18 protein-coding genes are annotated in these 21,466 nt (G+C 37.1%); 15 read left to right on the top strand and 3 right to left on the bottom strand.

Annotated elements, in window-relative coordinates; translation table 11 throughout:
* Positions 1-98 precede the first annotated feature (98 nt).
* The 7 genes from BI350_RS13350 (at position 99) to BI350_RS13320 (ending at position 10,823) form a co-directional block, all read left to right on the top strand.
* Positions 99-1,673: a peptide chain release factor 3 gene (locus tag BI350_RS13350; protein ID WP_075528584.1), complete on the top strand. Its 1,575-nt coding sequence runs from the start codon at positions 99-101 to the stop codon at positions 1,671-1,673.
* Positions 1,674-1,838: 165 nt separating this feature from the next.
* Complete coding sequence (locus tag BI350_RS13345) at positions 1,839-4,907, top strand: efflux RND transporter permease subunit (protein WP_075529383.1); 3,069 nt, start codon at positions 1,839-1,841, stop codon at positions 4,905-4,907.
* A 164-nt stretch (positions 4,908-5,071) separates the two neighbouring features.
* Positions 5,072-6,160 (top strand): SDR family oxidoreductase, encoded by a 1,089-nt coding sequence (locus BI350_RS13340; RefSeq protein WP_075528583.1) that lies wholly within the window; start codon positions 5,072-5,074, stop codon positions 6,158-6,160.
* 249 nt (positions 6,161-6,409) lie between these two features.
* The gene (locus tag BI350_RS13335) at positions 6,410-7,171 is read left to right on the top strand and encodes a TerC family protein (RefSeq protein ID WP_075528582.1); all 762 of its coding nucleotides are present in this window, start codon (positions 6,410-6,412) and stop codon (positions 7,169-7,171) included.
* Positions 7,172-7,200: 29 nt separating this feature from the next.
* Entirely contained in the window at positions 7,201-8,553 is a 1,353-nt protein-coding gene (locus BI350_RS13330; RefSeq protein WP_075528581.1) for a TrkH family potassium uptake protein, read from the top strand.
* A 308-nt stretch (positions 8,554-8,861) separates the two neighbouring features.
* Positions 8,862-10,292, top strand: a complete 1,431-nt coding sequence (locus BI350_RS13325; RefSeq protein ID WP_075528580.1) for a PAS domain-containing sensor histidine kinase — start codon at positions 8,862-8,864, stop codon at positions 10,290-10,292.
* Positions 10,293-10,379: 87 nt separating this feature from the next.
* On the top strand, positions 10,380-10,823 hold the full coding sequence (locus BI350_RS13320; RefSeq protein ID WP_075528579.1) for a MarR family winged helix-turn-helix transcriptional regulator: 444 nt from the start codon (positions 10,380-10,382) through the stop codon (positions 10,821-10,823).
* Positions 10,824-10,963: 140 nt separating this feature from the next.
* On the opposite strand, the gene BI350_RS13315 is transcribed toward BI350_RS13320, so the two are convergent.
* The gene (locus tag BI350_RS13315; protein ID WP_075528578.1) at positions 10,964-11,677 is read right to left on the bottom strand and encodes a hypothetical protein; all 714 of its coding nucleotides are present in this window, start codon (positions 11,675-11,677) and stop codon (positions 10,964-10,966) included.
* Positions 11,678-11,880: 203 nt separating this feature from the next.
* Here BI350_RS13315 and BI350_RS13310 point away from each other — a divergent pair, with 203 nt between their 5' ends.
* From BI350_RS13310 to BI350_RS13300, 3 genes are all read left to right on the top strand, one after another.
* Positions 11,881-12,066, top strand: coding sequence for an aspartyl-phosphate phosphatase Spo0E family protein (locus tag BI350_RS13310; protein ID WP_075528577.1), 186 nt, complete (start codon positions 11,881-11,883; stop codon positions 12,064-12,066).
* A gap of 314 nt (positions 12,067-12,380) precedes the next feature.
* The gene (locus BI350_RS13305) at positions 12,381-13,250 is read left to right on the top strand and encodes an NAD(P)-dependent oxidoreductase (protein ID WP_075529382.1); all 870 of its coding nucleotides are present in this window, start codon (positions 12,381-12,383) and stop codon (positions 13,248-13,250) included.
* 81 nt (positions 13,251-13,331) lie between these two features.
* Positions 13,332-13,793 (top strand): chemotaxis protein CheW, encoded by a 462-nt coding sequence (locus BI350_RS13300; protein ID WP_075528576.1) that lies wholly within the window; start codon positions 13,332-13,334, stop codon positions 13,791-13,793.
* A gap of 73 nt (positions 13,794-13,866) precedes the next feature.
* On the opposite strand, the gene BI350_RS13295 is transcribed toward BI350_RS13300, so the two are convergent.
* Positions 13,867-14,319, bottom strand: coding sequence for a YkyB family protein (locus tag BI350_RS13295; RefSeq protein ID WP_075528575.1), 453 nt, complete (start codon positions 14,317-14,319; stop codon positions 13,867-13,869).
* A gap of 248 nt (positions 14,320-14,567) precedes the next feature.
* Between BI350_RS13295 and BI350_RS13290 the strand changes: the two genes are divergently transcribed.
* The 5 genes from BI350_RS13290 (at position 14,568) to BI350_RS13270 (ending at position 20,171) form a co-directional block, all read left to right on the top strand.
* On the top strand, positions 14,568-16,601 hold the full coding sequence (locus tag BI350_RS13290) for an EAL domain-containing protein (RefSeq protein ID WP_082295078.1): 2,034 nt from the start codon (positions 14,568-14,570) through the stop codon (positions 16,599-16,601).
* Between the two features lie 189 nt (positions 16,602-16,790).
* Positions 16,791-17,033: a hypothetical protein gene (locus BI350_RS13285; protein WP_075528574.1), complete on the top strand. Its 243-nt coding sequence runs from the start codon at positions 16,791-16,793 to the stop codon at positions 17,031-17,033.
* 227 nt (positions 17,034-17,260) lie between these two features.
* Positions 17,261-17,704: a cyclic-di-AMP-binding protein CbpB gene (gene cbpB / locus BI350_RS13280; protein WP_075528573.1), complete on the top strand. Its 444-nt coding sequence runs from the start codon at positions 17,261-17,263 to the stop codon at positions 17,702-17,704.
* 66 nt (positions 17,705-17,770) lie between these two features.
* Positions 17,771-19,273: an MDR family MFS transporter gene (locus tag BI350_RS13275; protein WP_075528572.1), complete on the top strand. Its 1,503-nt coding sequence runs from the start codon at positions 17,771-17,773 to the stop codon at positions 19,271-19,273.
* Positions 19,266-20,171: a transcriptional regulator CcpC gene (locus BI350_RS13270; protein WP_075528571.1), complete on the top strand. Its 906-nt coding sequence runs from the start codon at positions 19,266-19,268 to the stop codon at positions 20,169-20,171. The genes BI350_RS13275 and BI350_RS13270 overlap by 8 nt, the downstream gene beginning before the upstream one ends.
* A gap of 71 nt (positions 20,172-20,242) precedes the next feature.
* Here the strand turns inward: BI350_RS13270 and BI350_RS13265 are convergent, their stop codons facing one another.
* On the bottom strand, positions 20,243-21,442 hold the full coding sequence (locus BI350_RS13265; RefSeq protein ID WP_075528570.1) for an MFS transporter: 1,200 nt from the start codon (positions 21,440-21,442) through the stop codon (positions 20,243-20,245).
* Positions 21,443-21,466: the final 24 nt, after the last annotated feature.

Below are 21,466 nucleotides of genomic sequence, written 5' to 3'. Positions count from 1 at the left end.
ATTAGGAAAGAGCTATCTCGATTGCTAAGCTGTTTTCGGCAAGACAGGTGGTTCTTTTTTCGTTTGTAAACTTCAAGCATAAAAAAGGAGAAAAAATTATGGAGCATTCTATAACAGATGAAATTAATGCGCGTCGAACTTTTGCGATTATCTCGCATCCAGACGCAGGAAAAACGACAATAACTGAAAAACTACTGTATTTTGGTGGTGCAATCCGGGACGCTGGGACAGTAAAAGGAAGAAAAACTGGAAAATATGCAACTTCTGATTGGATGGAAATTGAGAAGCAAAGAGGGATTTCCGTTACGTCTTCCGTGATGCAATTTGACTATGCCGGGAAAAGAATAAACATATTAGATACACCCGGTCACGAAGATTTCAGTGAAGATACGTACCGGACGCTAATGGCTGTTGATGCGGCTGTGATGATGATTGATGTGGCAAGAGGTGTCGAACCACAGACGATAAAATTATTTAAAGTTTGTCGTATGCGCGGCATTCCTATCTTCACGTTTATTAATAAAATGGATAGACAAGGGAAAGAACCACTCGATTTAATGGAAGAATTAGAAGAAGTATTAGGGATTGAATCGTATGCGATGAATTGGCCGATTGGCATGGGGAAAGAATTTCTCGGCATTTACGATCGCTTTAACAATCGAATCGAGCAGGCGCGAGTTGAAGGTGAAGACCGTTTCTTGGCATTAGATGAAGACGGCGGGCTTGCGGATACACATCCTATGATGGAAAGTTCTTATTACGAGCAAGCGTTAGAAGATATCATGCTTTTGAATGAAGCGGGGAATGAGTTCTCTGAAGAACGCGTTGCCAAAGGTGAGTTAACACCTGTATTTTTTGGAAGTGCCTTAACAAACTTTGGTGTCCAAACTTTCTTAGAAACTTTTTTACAATTTGCACCGTCGCCTCAATCCCGTTTAACGACAGAGGAAGTAGCGATAGATCCACAAACAGAAGAGTTTTCGGGTTTTATCTTTAAAATCCAAGCGAATATGAACCCTGCACACCGCGACAGAATTGCTTTTGTCCGTGTCGTATCCGGTGCATTTAACCGGGGAATGACCGTTACAGTACCGAGACTTTCTCGTTCGTTTAAATTAACCCAAACGACACAATTTCTTGCAGATGATAGAGAAACGGTGAACGAAGCGGTCGCTGGCGATATAATCGGTCTACATGATACGGGCAATTATCAAATTGGCGATACGGTCATTGGTGGAAAGTCTTCCTTCTCGTTTGCAGCGCTTCCGCAGTTTACTCCGGAACTGTTCGTCAGAGTCACTGCGAAAAACGTCATGAAATCTAAGCATTTCCATAAAGGGATTTTACAACTTGTTCAAGAAGGTGCCATCCAATATTATCGTACACTTCATACAGAAGAGGTGCTGCTAGGAGCAGTTGGACAATTACAATTCGAAGTATTTGAACATCGGATGAAAAATGAATATAACGTGGAAGTTCAGATGGAAAATATCGGGTCAAAAGTAGCGCGGTGGATTCATAATGAGGAAGACGTGAAAGAATCGATGGCTGGACAACGTGCAATGCTTGTGAAGGATCGTTATGATAAATTAGTATTTTTATTCGAAAATGAATTCGCGATGCGTTGGTTCCATGATAGAAATCCTGATATTGAATTATATAGTTTATTGTAAGAGGAAACCTAACGACATCTTTTAATTAATGTCGTTAGGTTTTTAATTTCAAGAAAAAAGACAATGCATCCTTCAATATCAGAGTCATGTAATGGAATATCTTGGTTGAACAAACGGGTGACATTCATTATGATGAAAGAAAGTGCTAGTAGAAAGGACATATCGATGAAAATAAGCGACTTTTCAATCAAAAGGCCAGTATTTACAATTGTAACGATGTTCTTAGTCATTATACTTGGAGCGGTTTCGTTTTTTCGTATTCCAATGACATTAATTCCGGAATTAAACCCGCCTGTTGCGGTCGTTGTAACGAGTTATCCTGGTGCATCTCCGATAGAAGTGAGCGAGAAACTTACAAAACCATTGGAGAAAAGTTTATCGACCTCACCAGGCTTGAAAACGATGCAGTCGTCTTCACAAGAAGGATCAAATTTTATTTTTTTGATGTTCGACTGGTCGACTAAAATTGATGATATCCAAATGGATGTCATGCAACGTATCGATCAAGTGCCTGTTCCAGATGGGGCAAATGCACCGCGATTTATGAAGTTTGACCCTTCGCAATTTCCCGTTATTCAGCTATCTTTACGTGCTGAGACAGAGCAAGTAGATATCCGTACGCTTGCCGAATCGTTAGAGCAAGAGTTGCGCCGGACAGAAGGCGTCGCAAGTGTAACGGTATCGGGTGAATATATAGAGGAAGTTCAAATTACACTCAATGAGAAAAAATTAGAAGAATACGGTCTTGTTCAGGAAGACATTGTTCAAGTCATTCAGGCGAATCATGTTTCAATGCCTGGTGAACCCATTGAAACAGGTGATAAAAAACAATTGACGACACGAATTGTCAGTATGTTAACTTCGGTGGATGATATCAAAAAATTACCAATTATGACCAATCCTATCGATGGAGAAAAAGTGTTCATGCAAGATATAGGAAAAGTTACGTTAAAAGAAGCGACATCTTCTACGATTACCCGTGCAAATGAGGAGCAAGCTGTTTTAATGTCTGTATTGCAGGAATCGGGTGCAAACACAGCGGATGTGTCAACGGCCTTTAAAGATGCGCTTGAGGACTTACTAGCAACAGAGGAGTTTCAAGATGTTACTGCCGATATCTTGTTTGACCAAGGAGATTATATCCAATTAGCAATTGGGAATATTGGCCAAACACTTCTATTAGGTGGCCTCTTTGCAATGCTTGTGTTGTTCTTTTTCTTAAAAGGCATCAAAAGTCCAATTATCATCGGAATTGCGATTCCATATTCGGTAATTGTCACATTTGTTATGATGTTCTTTGCGAATTTCTCACTTAATATTATGACGCTAGGTGCTTTAGCGTTAGGAATAGGGATGTTAGTAGATAACGCGATTGTCGTAATTGAAAATATAGAGCGTCATTTAGCAATGGGGAAAAATCCAAAACTGGCAGCATTTGAAGGAACAAAAGAAGTTGGCGGAGCAATCACAGCATCGACATTAACGACGCTCGCTGTTTTTGTACCCGTCATCTTTATCAGTGGACTAATCGGTGAAATTTTCACGGAGTTTGCGTTAACAATCTCGTTTAGTTTATTTGCTTCACTCGTTGTTGCGTTAACCGTTGTGCCAATGATGGCAGCGCATATGTTAAAAGAACCGAAAATAAATATTGAAGCGAGACGCCGCCGATCAAAGCCATTAAACAGATTTACACGTTCAGTAAAATGGGCATTACGCTATCGTTTTATTGTCTTAAGTATCACGGTTGTGATGCTTGTTTTAAGCGGTCTTGGATTGTATAAAGTTGGAACGGAGTTTTTACCGGCAACGGACGAAGGATTTGTTAGTGTTGCGGTTAAACTCCCAAATGGTTCATCACCATCCGCTACTGATGAAGTGATGAAAAAAATTGAAGCTGAATTAATAAAGCAGGATGACGTCGAAGTATATGTAAGTTTGGTAGGCGGTACGCAGGAGGGGTTAGCCCAAGGGACTTCGAATGCCTCAAGGGGAGAGGTGTATGTAAAATTACTTCCGCTAGCGGACCGTGATCGTTCTATCTTTGAATTTGTAGATGCAGTTCAACCGAAAGTCCTAGATGCGGTGGGTGACGATGCTGAAGTTAGTTTCAATTTACAGACAGCCTCTGGTTCATCACCAAATGTGCTTTCATTTTCGCTTAAAGATATAGATGAAGAACGTTTATATGATGCGGTTGTCGAATTGAGTGAGGAACTTGAAGCATTAAAATCTGTACAAGAAGTATCAAATACAATTCAAAATACGGTTGAAGAGATAAAAATTGATGTGAACCGAGTGAAAGCTGAAGAACAAGGACTTGTCCCTTATCAAATTGCCCAATCGATTAACCATATCACAAGGGGACAATTAGCCACGCAAATCATTGGTAAAAATGACGAAGTTGTAGATGTATTTGTTCAATACGATGAACGGGCTAGAAATAGTATTGAACAGTTGAAAAAGCTGAAATTACGCACACAAACTGGCGAATTTGTAACGCTCGATTCAGTTGCCAAAATCAGTATTACGGATGGTCCAGTTGCGATTCAACGAGTCGATCAAGCTCATTCGGTGACGTTCGATGTGAAATACGTTTCAACAGAATCTTTAGGAGAAATGACCAAAAAGGTGAACGACATCATCGAGCAAATTGATTTACCTGAGGAAATAGATGTTTCTTTCGGCGGTGATCGGGAGCTATTTGAAAGTGCTGTCAATGATATGATGCTAGCACTTATACTTGCCGTCATTCTTGTTTATATTGTAATGGCTGCACAATTTGAGTCATTTAAGTATCCATTTGTTATTATTTTCTCTGTACCTTTAATGGTCATAGGGGTTGCACTTGGTTTATTTGCAACGAATACGCCGATTAGTGTCACAGCAATTATTGGTATTTTAGTACTTGTCGGGATTGTCGTGAACAACGGGATTGTTTTAGTGGATTATATTAATCAACAAAAGGAAAAAGGGTTATCGTCGTATGATGCAATTATCGTGTCCGTTCGAAATCGTGTACGTCCGATTTTGATGACTGCGCTCACAACGATTCTTGGCTTATTACCGCTCGCATTAGGCATTGGAGAAGGGACAGAGATGAACCAGCCGATGGGGATAGCGGTCATTGGTGGACTCATTAGTTCAACATTGCTGACTCTCTATGTCGTTCCTGTCATGTATAGTTTATTTGACAAAGAAACGAGAAAAAAGGTAGGCAAAGGCCAGGCGTGATTCGATGTCCATCAAAACTGCACCACAATGATGACAAAAGTAGAGGATGAGTATGGCAAAATCTCGTCTTCTACTTTTTCTTGTTTACGGCTATAATTAAAATAGTTCTAAAATTCTATAATTTATAATAGGTGCATCTTTTCATCGTGAAGAGGAGGGACAATATGCGAACGCATTTTTTTACTGGCTTTCCAGGATTCATTGCTTCTGAATTAATTAAAGAAATTTTACGGCAAGGTGAAGTTAAGAAGATTTATTTATTGATTCAAAAAGAGCAGGTTGTACTTGCAAAATCAAAAATCAAATCAATTATGGAAGAAGTTCAAGTTATCGTGCCATTTGAACTGATAGTAGGGGACATTTCAAAACCTAGTCTAAGTATCGAACAGTCGGTTATTCAGCAATTGAATACAGAACATCTGACTGTTTGGCATCTTGCTGCCATCTATGACCTCGCAGTTCAAGCAGAAATCGCTTGGAAAGTTAATGTAGATGGAACTAGGTACGTCAATGAGTTCGTGAAACATCACCCTTCAATCGAACGGTATATGTATTTTAGTACCGCCTACGTGGCTGGCAAGCGGGAAGGATTATTATTAGAGACTGAATTAATCCGTCCAACCGCATTCAAAAATCATTATGAGGAAACGAAGTTTGAAGCAGAAATTTTAGTTGAGTCCCTTAAAACACATATCCCTTTAACAATTATTCGTCCTGGAATCGTGCGAGGGCATTCCATAACAGGAGAAACAATCAAATTTGACGGTCCTTACTTTTTTATGAATATGATTGATCGTTTAAAGTGGTTGCCATTTATTCCTTATGTCGGAAAAACGGAGGCGTGCATAAACGTTGTGCCGATTGACTATATTATTAATGCAACTGTCTATTTATCCAAAAGTCCGGAAGCGGTGGGGGAAACAATTCATTTAACAGATCCAGCTCCACACCCGATTGAAGATGTGTACCGGGCAATGGTAATCGAACTGACTGGAAAGAAGCCAAAAGGAAGATTGCCACGCATTCTTGCTGAAAAAGGATTGTCATCGACAAAGTTACAGCAAAAGTTAGGGGTTGAGGTAGAGACAATTGATTATTTAACATGGAATGCTACTTTTGATACGACAATCGCTCAACAGTTGCTTGCCCCTAGTGGCATAAAATGTGCTGATTTTATACAATCTATCCCAACGATGACTGCTTTTTATAATAAAAATAAGGGGAATCCTGAATTTCATATAAAAATAAATTAAATTTTTATGTACATTCATAATGAAAATGATATAATATAGGCAAAAGCATCCAATAACTTAATAACTTTTGACTAGCATGTCAAAGGGGAGTAGCATTAGGGAAACCTATTTCATAATCGTCAATACATGGCTATGCCATCGGTTATGATAGCCGAAATTTGCAGTACTGAATTCCGACTTTGCGAGACCTTTGCCTTTATTAGGTGAGGGTCTTTTTTATTTTGAATTCATAGGAGGAATCAATGGAGAGTGGAAGCAATTTTATTAGAATACGCATGGGTGCTTGTCGTTCTGATCATACTAGAAGGATTACTTGCAGCGGATAACGCAGTCGTCATGGCTGTTATGGTAAAACATTTACCGAGGGTTCAACAAAGAAAAGCATTGTTTTATGGTTTGTTAGGTGCATTTGTATTTCGCTTTGCCGCGTTATTTATGATTACTTTCTTAGTAGATATATGGCAAATCCAAGCGCTCGGCGCAGCATATTTATTGTTTATATCTATTAAAAATATTATCGACCAAAGAAAAAATAATCATAATGATGCGAAGGTGAAGAAAGGTAAACAATCAGGTTTTTGGATGACAGTTTTGAAAGTAGAGTTGGCAGATATAGCGTTTGCTCTTGATTCTATGTTAGCTGCTGTTGCACTTGCAGTTACTCTTCCAGAAATAGGGGATTTCGATATTGGCGGTATTAATGGCGGACAGTTTAGTGTTATGTTACTCGGTGGGATTATTGGTCTTATCATTATGCGGTTTGCTGCAAGGCAATTTGTTGTGTTGTTGGAAAAATACCCAACACTTGAAACGGCTGCATTTCTTATTGTAGGATGGGTAGGCGTTAAATTAGTAGTACTTACTTTATCCCATGAAAAGCTTCAGATTATTGATACAGCATTTCCGCATTCTACTCTTTGGAAATCAACGTTTTGGATTGTGTTGGTAGGAATTGCACTGCGAGGCTATTTAAGTGGTGTTAGGAAAGTCCGTAAGAAAAGAGTAGGATAAAATATTGATGGCGGAAGGAGGAAGGAAAAATGAAGTATCCACGGGAGGCAATTAAAAGATTTACATCCGTGCAAATACTTGTGTTTTACTATTTTCTTGCGATTGCCTTCTCCTTCTTTCTCCTTAATTTGCCAGGTGTTTATAAGCCTGGTATAGAAGTGAAGTTAATTGACAGTGTATTTACGGCTGTAAGTGCTGTAAGCGTCACAGGGCTAACGCCGATAAGTATTGGTGATACCTATACATCTTTCGGGATTGCGATGCTCATGGTTGTTTTGCAACTAGGTGGAATTGGAATTATGTCGCTCGGGACATTTTTTTGGTTGATGATTAAAAAACGAATCGGATTGCGTGAACGTCAGTTAATGATGGCGGATCATAATCAGTATGAACTTGCAGGAATCGTTCAACTTATTCGTCAAATTGTCCAACTAATTTTTACGATTGAGTTAGTTGGCGGCCTTATATTTACGATTTATATTCTAAATGATTTTGAAACATTTGGTGATGCTTTCCTTAACGGCTTGTTTATGGCTGTGTCTGCAACAACAAATGCTGGTTTTTCACTTGATAATGCCTCGTTACAGCCATATTTCAATGATTACTTTATTCAAATTTGTACGATGATTCTAATCGTATTCGGAGCAATTGGATTTCCAGTATTAGCTGAAGTAAGATATTATTTTTCAAGAAATAAAAGGAAGAACTTCCGTTTTTCACTATTCACGAAAATTACAACCGCGACATTCGGTATTTTACTTGTTTTTGGTACAGTCATGATTTTTATTTTAGAATCCATGAACTCGTTCAAAGGGATGGCATGGCATGAAAAACTTTTTACAGCGTTATTCCATTCGGTTTCCTCACGTTCCGCAGGGTTAACAACATTTGACGTCACACAATTTAGTAACGCGACAGATATTTTAATTAGTAGCTTAATGTTTATCGGAGCTTCGCCTAGTTCAGTTGGGGGCGGTATAAGAACGACGACGCTTGCAATCGCTGTATTGTTTCTTATTAATTTTGCACGTGGACAAGAAGTCATTCATGTTTTTCATCGACAAATAAAATTAGTGGATGTGTTTAGGTCTTATGCTGTTATTCTTTTAGCAGGCCTGATGGTGGTGATTGCAGTTGTTGTTCTTCTCGTTACTGAGCCTACATTACCGGCACATGCACTGTTATTTGAAATTACATCGGCCTTCGGGACTTGTGGCATGTCACTTGGAATTACATCTGAATTATCGGTAACCGGAAAAATAATTATTATGGTCCTTATGTTTATTGGAAGAGTAGGTTTAATTTCCTTTTTATTTACATTAGGCGGAAGAACAAAAAAACCACATTATCATTACCCTAAAGAAAGAGTAATTATTGGGTAATCATTGACTATATGCAATGAAGTATTACAAAAATCAGAATAACCTGGGTCCTAGCGAAAAAATCCTTTTGCTAGGACTTTTTGTAATGAGTAATTATTTTGGTTTTAATATTCAGTAAAATTTGGTATGATTTGAAAGAATGTAAAAATTCTGACGCACAGGAATGTCTAGTGGTTCTTTTTATCCATACACATAAGCGACAATCTGTGAAATAATTTATAATGGACATCTCTTGTACAAATTTGACCTTTCCGCATGATTTATCAATATTCCTCATATTGTTGAAAAAGGGAGTAGGAGGTTTAAAGTTGACACTAGAAAAAACACAATTAAACGAAGATATTCAATTTCTTTTAAAAGATGTAAATAAACCGTTAGCGGTTGTCGATTTAAGCGGTACTATTTATAAGGCGAATCATCGATTTATAGAGAGCTTTGGAATCGGTCAACAAAGTAATATCAGAGATGTGATTGCAGAACAATCTTTACTAACAATGAACGACATGTTAAAACAAATAAGCGATAAAAAAAGAATGACAGTTGAAATACAAATGAAATTGCATAAAGACCAATGTTGTGTGAAGGTAAGTGTTCTTTATGATGAAACGGCTAGCAAAGTTATTATGCTTTTCGATTTATCTTTAATCAATAAAAAAAGACTGGATATTCATTGGGGAAGTGCATTTATACAGTCTGATAGTTTATTTATTATCAGCGATCAAGAGGGAATTATAAAAGATATGAATGAATTATCCATTGAACTCTTTGATATTTCACATGAATATTTTATTGGGAAAACAATCGATCATGTACTAGAATTATTCTCGGAAAAAACACTGAAAATAGAGAAGTTTAAGCAACAAATAGCAGAAGAAGGACATATCGAAACGATACAGCAATATATTCATCCTTCTGAACATATCCGATATTATAAAATCGCATCTTTTAAAGATGACGAGACCAATCTAATCTTAACGAAAATAACTGATTTTACCGAAAAGACAATGCTCAAGCAACAATTGGCACATAAAGGGTCATTATTAGAAGTCGGCCAACTTGCTGCAAGTATCGCCCATGAAATTCGAAATCCGATTACAACACTCAAAGGATTTACACAATTATTAAAAGCTACCGCAAATGATGAAACATTAAAGTATTTAAATGTCATTGATGATGAAATTCAAAGAATGGAATTAATATTAAGTGAAATGCTATTTTTATCGAAACCATCCTCTTTTGAAAAAGAAATCATTTCAGTGCACACGCTTCTTTCTGATATTATCCGTGTCATTTATCCGAAAGCAACATTGGAAAGTATTATGATTGTTCAAGATTTTGAATTCGAGGGAGAACCTTCTCTCTTCGCTGAGGAAGGTAAGTTAAAACAAGTTTTACTAAATTTATTGAAAAATGGATTAGAAGCTATGCAACCAGGTGGCACTTTATCCATTTACACTAAAAAATCCGGACAAAATAAAATTAATATTGTGATAGAAGATACGGGAAAGGGCATCGATGAAAATCATTTGAAACAAATTTTCATGCCTTATTTTACGACACGTTCTTCTGGTACAGGACTAGGATTGCCTTTCGTTTTAAAGACAGTAGAAGATCAAGGTGGAACCATTTCAGTTACGAGTGAATTGGGGAAAGGGACGAAATTCATCCTTTCGTTTCCAATTGCTGAAAAAGATAAGACAATCACGGAAGAAGAAAAAAAGAAATTTGTTACAAAGTAAAAGAAACAATGAGCGATTTTGACAAGGATGTTCTCTATCCGATATACTAATGAAGGACATATTTACGGATATATAGAAGGTGAAAAAATGACGAAGGATAGAGAGCGTGCGCTCAAGTTATTTATCGTGCTTTCAAGGGCGAGTAAAGTAATTTTAGAAGAATCTCATAAGTTAATCGAGCGGTATGGGCTGAATCCGACAGAGTTTGGAGTTCTTGAACTTCTTCATCATAGAGGTCAACAACCAATCCAAAAAATTGGACAAAAGATTTTACTGCGTAGTGGTTCGATGACCTATGTTGTAAATAGATTGGAAGAGAAGGGATTTTTACAACGGATTTTTTGCGAAGAGGATAAGCGGGTCACCTATATATCGATTACGGAAAAAGGGGTAACGTTGGTAGAATCCATCTTTCCTGAACATGCCCAAAAAATAGAAGAGTTAATGGCTGGCCTAAATGTTGAAGAACAAGAAGCAGCGATTCAACTGGTAAAAAAACTTGGGTTGTCAGTCAAAGACTTATCAAAATAAAGCGTGGGCACACATTACAAAGTGCCTGCGTTTTTTGTTGAAAAGGGTGCAATCTTGACATCTTTATTTTCAGTAAAATAAAAGACTGTAGAAGGAAATCTACAGTCTTTTTGTCTTTCACTTAAAAAAACAGATATTCTTTATTTTTTTACGACCGTTTCACCCATTTTTAAGAAATCAGAGAAATAGTTAGCTTCTTGTGTATCGAAAATTGTTAGACGAACAAGCAAACCATCACGTTCGAATACAATGCCTGTCACGATACCTTCTTCAGTAGTCACTGTGTATCCAACGGCATTTTCAATATTATCGCCTTGTGGTAAGGAGTTTTCTTGTGTTAATTCAGTTGGCGTATTCTCATTACTACTTGCTTCAAGTGTTGCGATTGTATTTTCTTTTAAATACGTATACGTTTCTTCGTCAGCAGGTAATGTTTCAATTCTCATAAAGATTTTACCATCTTCAGTTAAGTATAGAGAATCTCTCCCCGGTTCCTCGCTCGTTAGTGTATATTCAGGTAATATATACATCGAAAAATCTTGTGCATCGCTATCTACTTGCTCTGCATTCGTTAAAAAGTCATTTGATTGCGGTTCTTCATTTTTGCCGTCCTCTTCTACGTTTGGTTCATTTTCAGAGGCCTCTTCATCGTCCACGGCTCCAACGGAATCATCTTCATCTTGAATGACATCGTTATCTTCGTTATCTTCATTATTTTCTACTTCCTCATTCGGTGCTTGTCCTGTGTCGTTTTCAACATCTGTTCCATTGTCATCACTTGTTGTTTTACCACAAGCTGCTAAAATGAGCATTGCAATTAGTAAAGTTGAAAGTAAATACGGTTTCTTAATCATATAAATTCCTCCTTCAGTATAGTAGACGAATAAAACTTCTTTAAGTTTCATTCTACAACTATTCTAATCGAAAACAACCATTGCGTAAAAGTATTAAAATCGGTACGATATTAACAGAGCTTTTAGACTTATTGGAATCAAAGGAGTTTCTTTTCATTTTGTTGGAATAATAAGTACCTCATTTTACCCATGGAGGGGTTCGTATGAAACATAATCTAATGGATGAAATCGAACAGTTACGTGAGACAATGATAAGAACTGTAAAAAAGAAAGGTTTCTCTTCACAAGAAACGATAAATCTAAGTAGAAGACTGGATGTACTACTAAATGAGTTAGAAAACGATAAAGCACCGTTGCATGGAGCGATGTGCGAATTAACTATAAGGTAAGGAGAAAAGGACTGTAGGTATCAGACTCGTCAAATATATTGCTTAAACGGTAACAACTAACAACTGAAGAAGAAAATGAATTAAAAAATGCATATGATAAAATAAAAATAAAATATTTTAAAAAAGATGTTTAAGCTTTAGGAAAATGGGGGACATTAATATTGAACACAGCAACATTCTCATTTCCCCCTTTTAAGGACGAACTTTTAAAGTTCGTCCTCTTTTTTTGTTTAGTGTTTATGTTTATGTACGATACAAAAATTATCTTTTCTGGTAGAATATACAGAAAAGAGAGTAAAAGCATGGGGGGAATCATGGTGGTTAAACATATTGCATTTATAGGTACAGGTGTTATGGGTAGTAGCATTGTTCGACATTTATTAAAAGCCAATTACAACGTCACCATTTATTCAAGAACAAAGTCAAAAGCTAAATCTTTGTTAGAAGAAGGGGCTGTATGGACTGATACGCCGAGTCAAGCTGTAGAAGCTGCAGAGGTAATCTTTACAATGGCAGGCTATCCAGCGGATGTTGAGAGTATTTATTTTGGTGAGAATGGAATATTTGAAGTTGGAAAGCCAGGCCAGATAGTTGTCGATATGACGACATCAAGCCCCGAATTAGCAAAAAAGATTGCGAATCGGGCAACAGAAATGCAAATGTCATCTATTGATGCACCAGTTTCAGGCGGAGATATCGGTGCACAAAATGGTGTCTTATCGATTATGTGTGGAGGAGACAAGGCTGTTTTTGAAGAAATTCAACCTATCTTACAAGTCTTTGGTAAAGATATTGTATATCAAGGAAATGCAGGCGCAGGTCAACATACTAAAATGGCGAACCAGATTGCGATTGCTACGAATATGATTGGCGTTTGCGAGGCAATTATATATGCAGAAAAAGCAGGTCTTGACCCTCGAACGGTTTTATCCTCGATTGCTTCGGGCGCTGCAGGATCCTGGTCCTTATCGAACTTAGCGCCACGCATGTTAGAAGGGAATTTTGAGCCTGGATTTTATGTCAAACACTTTTTAAAGGATATGGATATTGCACTAGCAGAAGCTGAGCTGATGGAACTTGAGTTACCAGGCTTAAAACTTGCTCGTAGTATGTATAATGAGTTGGTAGCCAAAGGTTATGGAGAAAAAGGTACGCAAGTATTGTATGAAAATTATTCATCCTAACTAAATGATTATGAATTATAACCGATAATAATGGATAGAACATGATGAAACGGTTAAAGTCATTTGAAAGGAATGGACCTAATGAACCTATCTGAAAAAGAAGTGGCGGGACAAAATATATTTGAGTTCGTAGAGTTTCGAGTTGGAGCGAATCATTTTGGCATTCGAATATCCCAAGTGAGAGAGATTATTGAGCCACTACCAGTTACAGTTATTCCTCATGCACCCAATTTTGTTAAGGGGATTATACAATTACGCGGTGATGTACTTCCCTTAATTGACTTAAAGTCAATAGTTGGTCAAGCTGAATTAGAAAATGAGATGGATAATAAATATATTGTCGTTGAATTTGGTCAAATGACAGCTGCATTGGAAGTAAGTGATGTGATGCAAATTGATCGAATCAATGAGCTGGACATTGAATCTGCGAATGATTTATACGTTGCAGATGAACTCCCTGTTTCTGGCGTGATTAAACGAAGCAACGAAATGATTTTACTTGTGGATTTTGAAGAGATGATTCAAGGTAGGTTTTATGAATAATGCTTTTATAAAGAAAAAAGCTAGGACTTATAAAGCGAATAGGTCGCAGTAAGTCCTAGCTGAGACTAACTGATTAGCCGTCTAAATAAGATGAACGAAAGCCTTTCGAGTTAGCTATTTTTTTATACGTTCTTTGTTTCGGTGTTCTTTGTTTTGATATGGGTTTCATGTCGATGAAATTGTATAATAATTCTTTTGCTACACGTAGACTCATGCGTTCTTGTGGATTGCGTGAAGAGTGATTTTGATGGCCAAGATGGGGAAGTATTTTAAAATCTTCTTTATCTGGAACCATATGGAAGAGGAAGTCGAGACACTGAACTAATGTAGTTGAATGCTGTTTGCTAAATTTCGGGTTTTCTACGAAATGTAAACCTAATTTTTTTGCGTCACCAGTGCGTAATAGTTTTTCAAGAGCCATCTTTTTTAAATCATATAATTCTTTATTGTTTGGTGCTGTTTTAGCATGCCGATTCACGGTGTACACAGCAATTGCTAGTTGTCTTACTTTAGTATGACGATTCACGTTAGACCTCCTTAGTGATTACAAACGGATAGATTGTACTTACCTATAATCCATCATATCAACATGACTTGTAGCTATACAAGAATTTTGACTTATATGGATTATTACGGTCTTGAGTCAAGGCAGATTTTTTTATTCCTACTTACATACTTAAGTATTATTTCTAATAAAGAATGGCCGAATCATAGTTGAATAATATCAGACAACATAGAGAAGAATCGAAGTAACGATAGACGTAGGAGGAAACTATGAGAAGCAATAATCCCGAACAGAGTTTTGATGTTTTTATAAAACAATATGTCGAAGCTCATCCCTTTACAATGATGGCTATAGTAGAAAAGGAAGATGGGGACCTTTTTAATGTCCGTTATGCAAATCAAAGCTTGAGAAAGTATTTTTTATGTGAAGATAAGGTGAGTGTTGATGATTTCTTTGGAGATTTCAGCTCAGTAATAAAAAGTGAAATTCGGCTAATCCAAAGAAGTGATGTACATAAAAAACAAGTTGAGTGGTGCCAGAATGGACAAGATGTTCTACTAGGGATTTATTTGCAAAAAAAAGTAACGGATTGTCAGCGTGAATTATTTATTGTTGAACTACGCATACTTCAGGATTTACATGAAGAGAGACAAGTACGAACTGAATTTGAACATAAATATACATCTGTCATTGACGATAACTTGGATCCCATTATTTCTATCAATGAAAAATTAAATATAGTGAAAGCAAATGTTTCGGTACGAAAGGCTTTTGGTTATCATCGTAATGAACTAGAGGGCAGTTCATTACTGAGTATAATTGAAAAGAGTCAAATAGAGCAATTAAAGGAAACACTCGCCTGTGGATTCACCGGTACCTCTACTGAAATGGAAGATATTTATTTTATTCATAAAAATGGCAGCCATATACCTACACATATGAAAGTATTACCTGTTGTTGTAGAGGGGATTGTAACTGAAATTCATTTGATTATTCGAGATTTCTCTGTACACCATTATAATCATAAAAAGCTCCTCTTTTTATCTTACCATGACCAATTAACAGGTTTGTGGAATCGAAAAGCTTTGCGTGAGAATTTTGAAATAGGAACACATCTTGAAAAATTAGCGTTTATCCATTTAGACCTCGATCGATTCAAATTAATCAATGATTCAATTGGACAAATCGGTGGGGATGAAATATTAAAACGCATTGGTGAACGATTGAAAAGCATTTGTCCAGAAAACAGTCAACTGTACCGTAACGGTGGAGATGAATTCATTATCCTAATACGAAAAACTACGGTCGAGAATACAAAGAAATTAGCTGAAAAATTACTACATGAGTTTGATAAGCCGTTTTATTATAAACATCAGGAATACTTTATTTCTGTGTCTATCGGAATTTCCATGTACCCGAAAGATGGGAATACCTTAGGAGAACTTATCCGTAAATCTGAACAAGCATTGTCGTACGTTAAAGGTGAAGGAAGAGCACATTTTCGCTTCTATGAAACAGACATGGATTCATTATATCTAAATGAAGTGGTGATGGAATCTCATTTAAGAAGGGCGATTGAATTAAATGAGTTAAAAGTTTATTATCAGCCACAAATTGATTTAAGAACTGGGCAAATCAGTAGCTTTGAAGCATTATTACGGTGGAATAATAAAAAGTTTGGTTTCGTTTCTCCGGGACAATTTATTCCACTTGCAGAAAAATCAGGTATCATTCATAGCGTTGGAGAATGGGTCTTGGATAATGTTTGCCGGCAATTAAAAGAATGGCAAGATAAGCGTTATCGAAAAGTTAGAATCGCGGTAAATATATCTCCTAATGAACTTAAAATGGAAGACTTTTCAATGAAAGTGAAGCAGAAAATTAAAGAATATGGAATTTCCCCATCTTCTTTAGAAGTTGAAATCACAGAAAATGCATTAGCAAATATGGAAGATACATTAGAAACATTGAATGAGTTAAAAAAGATTGGTGTATCAATTTCTATCGATGATTTCGGTACGGGATACTCATCATTAAGTTATTTGAAACAATATCCAATTGATACAATTAAAATAGACCGTTCTTTCATACAAGATATTGAATCAGATGAGAAAAATAAAGCAATTGCATTAACAATCATTAATCTTGCACATAATCTCGGTATGGACGTTATCGCTGAAGGTGTTGAAAAAGATTTACAAGCTGCAATATTACTTAACGCCAACTGTCAAAAAGCACAAGGTTTTTTATACAGTAAAGCAATTCCTGTAGATGAAATAAATGAAAAATATTTTACAAAATGAACTTAATCATGAATGTGTTCTAAGGAACGCTAATTAATTTAACCAGCCTTTGGTAGTTGTAGAACTTCTATTCTCATCGGGCAATTTGTTGCTGTAGACGGGGACGATCACTCCAAAAAATTCTTATTCAAAAGGCTCGGAGAAATGCATAAGTCCAATTTAAAGGCGCATCCTATCCAATAAGGAGGGATGGATATCGCAATTTGGATAATGCCTTTCATTATTGTAACTGCCCTTATGATATGGATTACGGTTGCTGCCATACGTAAATCCTCTAAGTTAAGTTCACTTGCGGTGGGTCGGGATGAAATTCCTGAAGTTGTCGAGGAACATCCATTTACATTAAATCCAGTGATTTGGGTCATACTCATTGCAAGCCTTTTTATAGCGATTGTCATAACTTATTATGCAGCCGCGACCTCTTTCACTTGAAAGAGGTTTTTTTATGTATGCTGTAATTTTTGATATACATCGTATAGGCATTTTATAGTCGGGGATTTCTATAGCTACCACTAGGTTTATGCTACACACTGAATCAAATTAAAAGAAAAAATGGTTTAGTTCACTTTATATTATAGGTTTCCACCTCATGATTGTGCTATGATAGATGAGGAGGGTTTGGAAAACTGTATAGCATTGAATTAAAAGGGGCAGATTCCATGATTTCTATCAAGCATAAAGATTTTTTGTTTACACCAATTGTAGAATACATCATTCCCGCTGAAAAAGTGGCACATGTTCAGGTCGGTAACAACGCAGAACATGCACTCCTCGTATTAACAAAGACTGGTTACTCATCGATACCTGTACTAGATGCAGGAGATCGATTGAAAGGTTTACTCAGTATGCGTACCGTGACCGATTCCATTTTGGGGTTAGCTCATATCGAATATGAACGATTACCTGATTTAAAAGTCGATGAAATTATGCGTACGGAAATTCATACGCTAAAAACGACAGATACTTTTCAAAGAGGACTTGATTACTTAATCGATCATCCATTCGTTTGTGTAGTTGAAGAAGATGGTACCTTTTCTGGAATTTTGACGAGAAGAGTTATTTTAAAACAATTTAAAAAGTATATATACAATGTACAATATTAGCATGTATATTGAAGTAAAATGAAAATTAGTAAGGCTCCGTCATGGAGTCTTTTTGTTTGTTGTAAAATGGAGGGTCTGAATTTGAGAAAACATAAAAAAACGAATCGTCCACTCGTGCTACTATCTGTCATGCTCGCCATGTTTGTAAGTGCGGTAGAAGCGACAATTGTAACGACAGCGATGCCAGTCATTGCCTCGGAATTAGGTGGGTTCTCAAGATATAGTTGGATATTTTCTGCCTATTTACTTATGAGTACAGTGACGGTGCTTATTTATGGAAAGCTTGCGGATATGTTTGGCAGAAAACCTATTCTGTTTATAGGGATGTTACTATTTTTAATTGGCTCTATTTTATGTGGACTAGCGACTTCTATGGAGCAATTAATTATATTTAGACTATTACAAGGGCTCGGTGCTGGGGCTGTCATGCCAATCGCAACGACGATCATAGGTGATATTTATACAACTGAAGAAAGAGCGAAAATTCAAGGATATTTATCGAGCGTATGGGGGATTTCAGCAGTATTAGGTCCTGCAATCGGCGGTGGAATCGTTTATTATTTAAGTTGGGAGTATGTCTTTTGGGTTAATGTCCCACTTGGAATTTTAGCGATGATTGGAATTGGTTTATTTCTTCAAGAACCTACAAGGGAAAAGAAAGTATCCATTGACTATAAGGGTGCAATATTATTAACATCCTCCTTGTCGCTAATATTATATTGGCTTACAGAAGGTGGACAATCCTTCACAAGAACATCTCTTTTAAGTCTGTTTCTAATCCTTACAGGAGTTGGGTTGCTCCTATTATTCGTTCGAGTAGAACAGAAAGCTGAAAATCCAATGATGCCTTTTTCAATTTGGAAAAACCCTGTCATATTATATGCCAATCTTGTTTCATTTACGACGGGCTTCATCTTAATTGCAATATCAACCTACTTGCCAACGTTTGTCACAGGCGTGATGGAACAGCCTGCGATCGTTGCTGGGTTTACGCTGACGGCGATGTCCATCGGGTGGCCAATTGCATCATCAGTCGCTGGACATCTATTAGTTCGATATGGAACATTTACTGTATCTTTTTGTGGAGGGCTTTCCCTTATTATAGGCGCTGTTTTATTTGCATTGATGAACCCTTCTTTAGGTCCGATATGGGCGGCAATTGCGAGTTTCTTTGTTGGTGTAGGCATGGGACTGACGAGTACAGCATTTGTCGTGACGATACAAGGCGCGGTTCATCACAATCAACGTGGATCCGCGACGGCTGCAAATATGTTTATGCGAAACTTCGGAAACACAGTCGGCGCAGCATTTTTCGGAGCGATATTAAATTATTCATTAATGAAACATTTTCAGAAAAACGGGTCGAGCTTTGGATTAGATGACGTCAATTTACTATTAACAAGTGAATCACGACATTCAATTTCAAGTGCTGACGTACAGTTACTACAAGATGCACTGAATTTATCTATACAGTGGGTTTACATTGGGGTTGTGTTATTTGCGATCATAAGTACTTTACTAATATTACGTATACCACGCGGAAAGGAACTAGTAAAAGCCGATGAATGAGTTTGAAATGATAAAAGCACTTGCTGAGGAAGGAAATATGCGTAAAGCGGCGGAGCGGTTATTTTTAACGCAACCTGCTTTGTCGCAGCGACTACAATCGATTGAGAAAGAATGGGGCACACGTCTGTTTATTCGGTCACAAAAAGGATTAGAACCTACGCCAGCGGGAGAATTGGTCATTGAATATGCGAAAGACGCGATTGTCAAACGAGAAGAAGTTTTTGAAATGATATCCTCCTTGGTTGATAAAGTACATGGAACATTAAAAATTGCTTGTGCCTCCATTGTTGGTCAAACTTGGTTACCACAAATTTTAAAAGAATTTGTTGAGCGTTATCCCAATGTACAAATATCACTCATTACAGGATGGAGTTCTGAAATTGTCAAAGCGTTAAATGACCGAGAAGCACATATAGGAATTGTACGCGGAAGAACAGATTGGAAAAATACAAAACAACATCTATTTCGAGACCAACTCTATTTAGTCGATAGGGAGATCACTGCACTTGAACAATTAAAAGAAACAAACAGACCATTTATTCAATTTAAAAGTGACTCCAATTATCATCAAGAAATTCAACATTGGTGGCAACGACATTTTGCTATGGAACCTTCACGCCAAATTACTGTGGACCAAATCGAAACTTGCAAACAGCTTGCGATAAATGGAATAGGCTATGCCATTTTACCTTCGATTACATTGTTAGGTGATGAAAAGGTAAATAAAATTCCATTATTAAATAGTGATGAAGAATTTGAACTCACACGAGATACGTGGTTAATTGGATATGAATCAAGCTTTGAGTTAAAACAAGTTGCGGCTTTCACAGAAATTGTCCAAACGTATGCAGGGAAGATTCAGGAGATGGAAGCGTTTAATGAAACTAATCGAACGTAAATCATAAAAACCGTTACTCAAATTCGAGTAACGGTTTTTATGATTAGTTATAGGGAGCATTAACGAACTTTCTACTCTTCCACTTCCTGAAGAAGTTCTGCACTTCGTTTTGACCATGATAGGGCAATAATAAAGCAAATGAGTAAAATAAAAGTACCGATAATATAAGGGTAACTAATATTTATATCAAATAAGATACCGGCAAGTGCAGGGCCAATCATATTCCCTAAACTCATATACGCTGTAATCATTCCGGCTGCAAACCCTTGTTCAGAACCAGCTAATTTAGAAACGAGCGTATTGACTGCTGGACGTAGTAGGGCGGTTGCAGTGAAGAAGATTGATGAGACTAGCAAAATTGTTGTAAAGGTATTTACAAATAAAATCCCAAGCATTGCCAATGCTGCGATGACGAGGTTAACATGAACGATTCGCATCTCGCCAAACCTTTTAAATAACGGGTTAATCATAAAAGTTTGTGCGATTACACCAACAAATCCACCGACTGTAATAATGACAGCAATTTGAGAAGGCGTATAAGCATATTTATGGTCAACATAGAGGGAAATAGTCGCCTGAAAATTAGCAAGTCCAAAGGAAAAGACAAACATAACGATAAACATGACGAAGTAGGAAGTCTTCGTAGACCGTTTTAGTTGTTGAAATAGATTTTCTCGCTTGTTTTTTGTACCCGGTTGTTCAGCAACTCGTGGGACAGGGTTAGGCAATGCGAAATAGGAAATAATAGCGGCCGTTATCGCTGCGCCAGTTGCAAAGTAAAATGGAAATTCTAAACTGATTGTGGAAAGAAATCCACCAATTGCAGGGCCAATCATAAAGCCCAATGACATTGAAGCCCCGAGAAGTCCCATCCCTCTGCCGCGTTCTTCTAGTGTTGTAATATCAGCAACAAAGGCCATCATTGGAGGCACTAAAAAGGCTGCACCGATTCCTGAGATGAATCTTGCTACAAATAACATCCATAAATAGGGTGATAAAACAAATGCTAATTGAGAAAGTCCGAAAATAAGTAGTCCAACAATGATTAAATTTTTTCTTCCGTGTTTGTCTGATAAATCGCCTGCGATTGGAGAAAAAATAAATTGCGATAAAGAAAAAAAGGCAATTAAAAATCCTAGAGCTTGCCCAGCAACTCCAAATGTACCCAAATACTCGGGCATAATCGGGATAATTAGACCAATACCGGACATTGTAATAAACATATTAAACATTAGGATATAAAGTGCAAAATTATTAGAACGAGATGCCATAGTCTAATCTCCTAACTTTCTAAA

Source organism: Sporosarcina ureilytica, from assembly GCF_001753205.1.
In the GTDB taxonomy this organism is placed as follows: domain Bacteria; phylum Bacillota; class Bacilli; order Bacillales_A; family Planococcaceae; genus Sporosarcina; species Sporosarcina ureilytica.
This window is presented reverse-complemented; position numbering and strand designations above follow the sequence as displayed.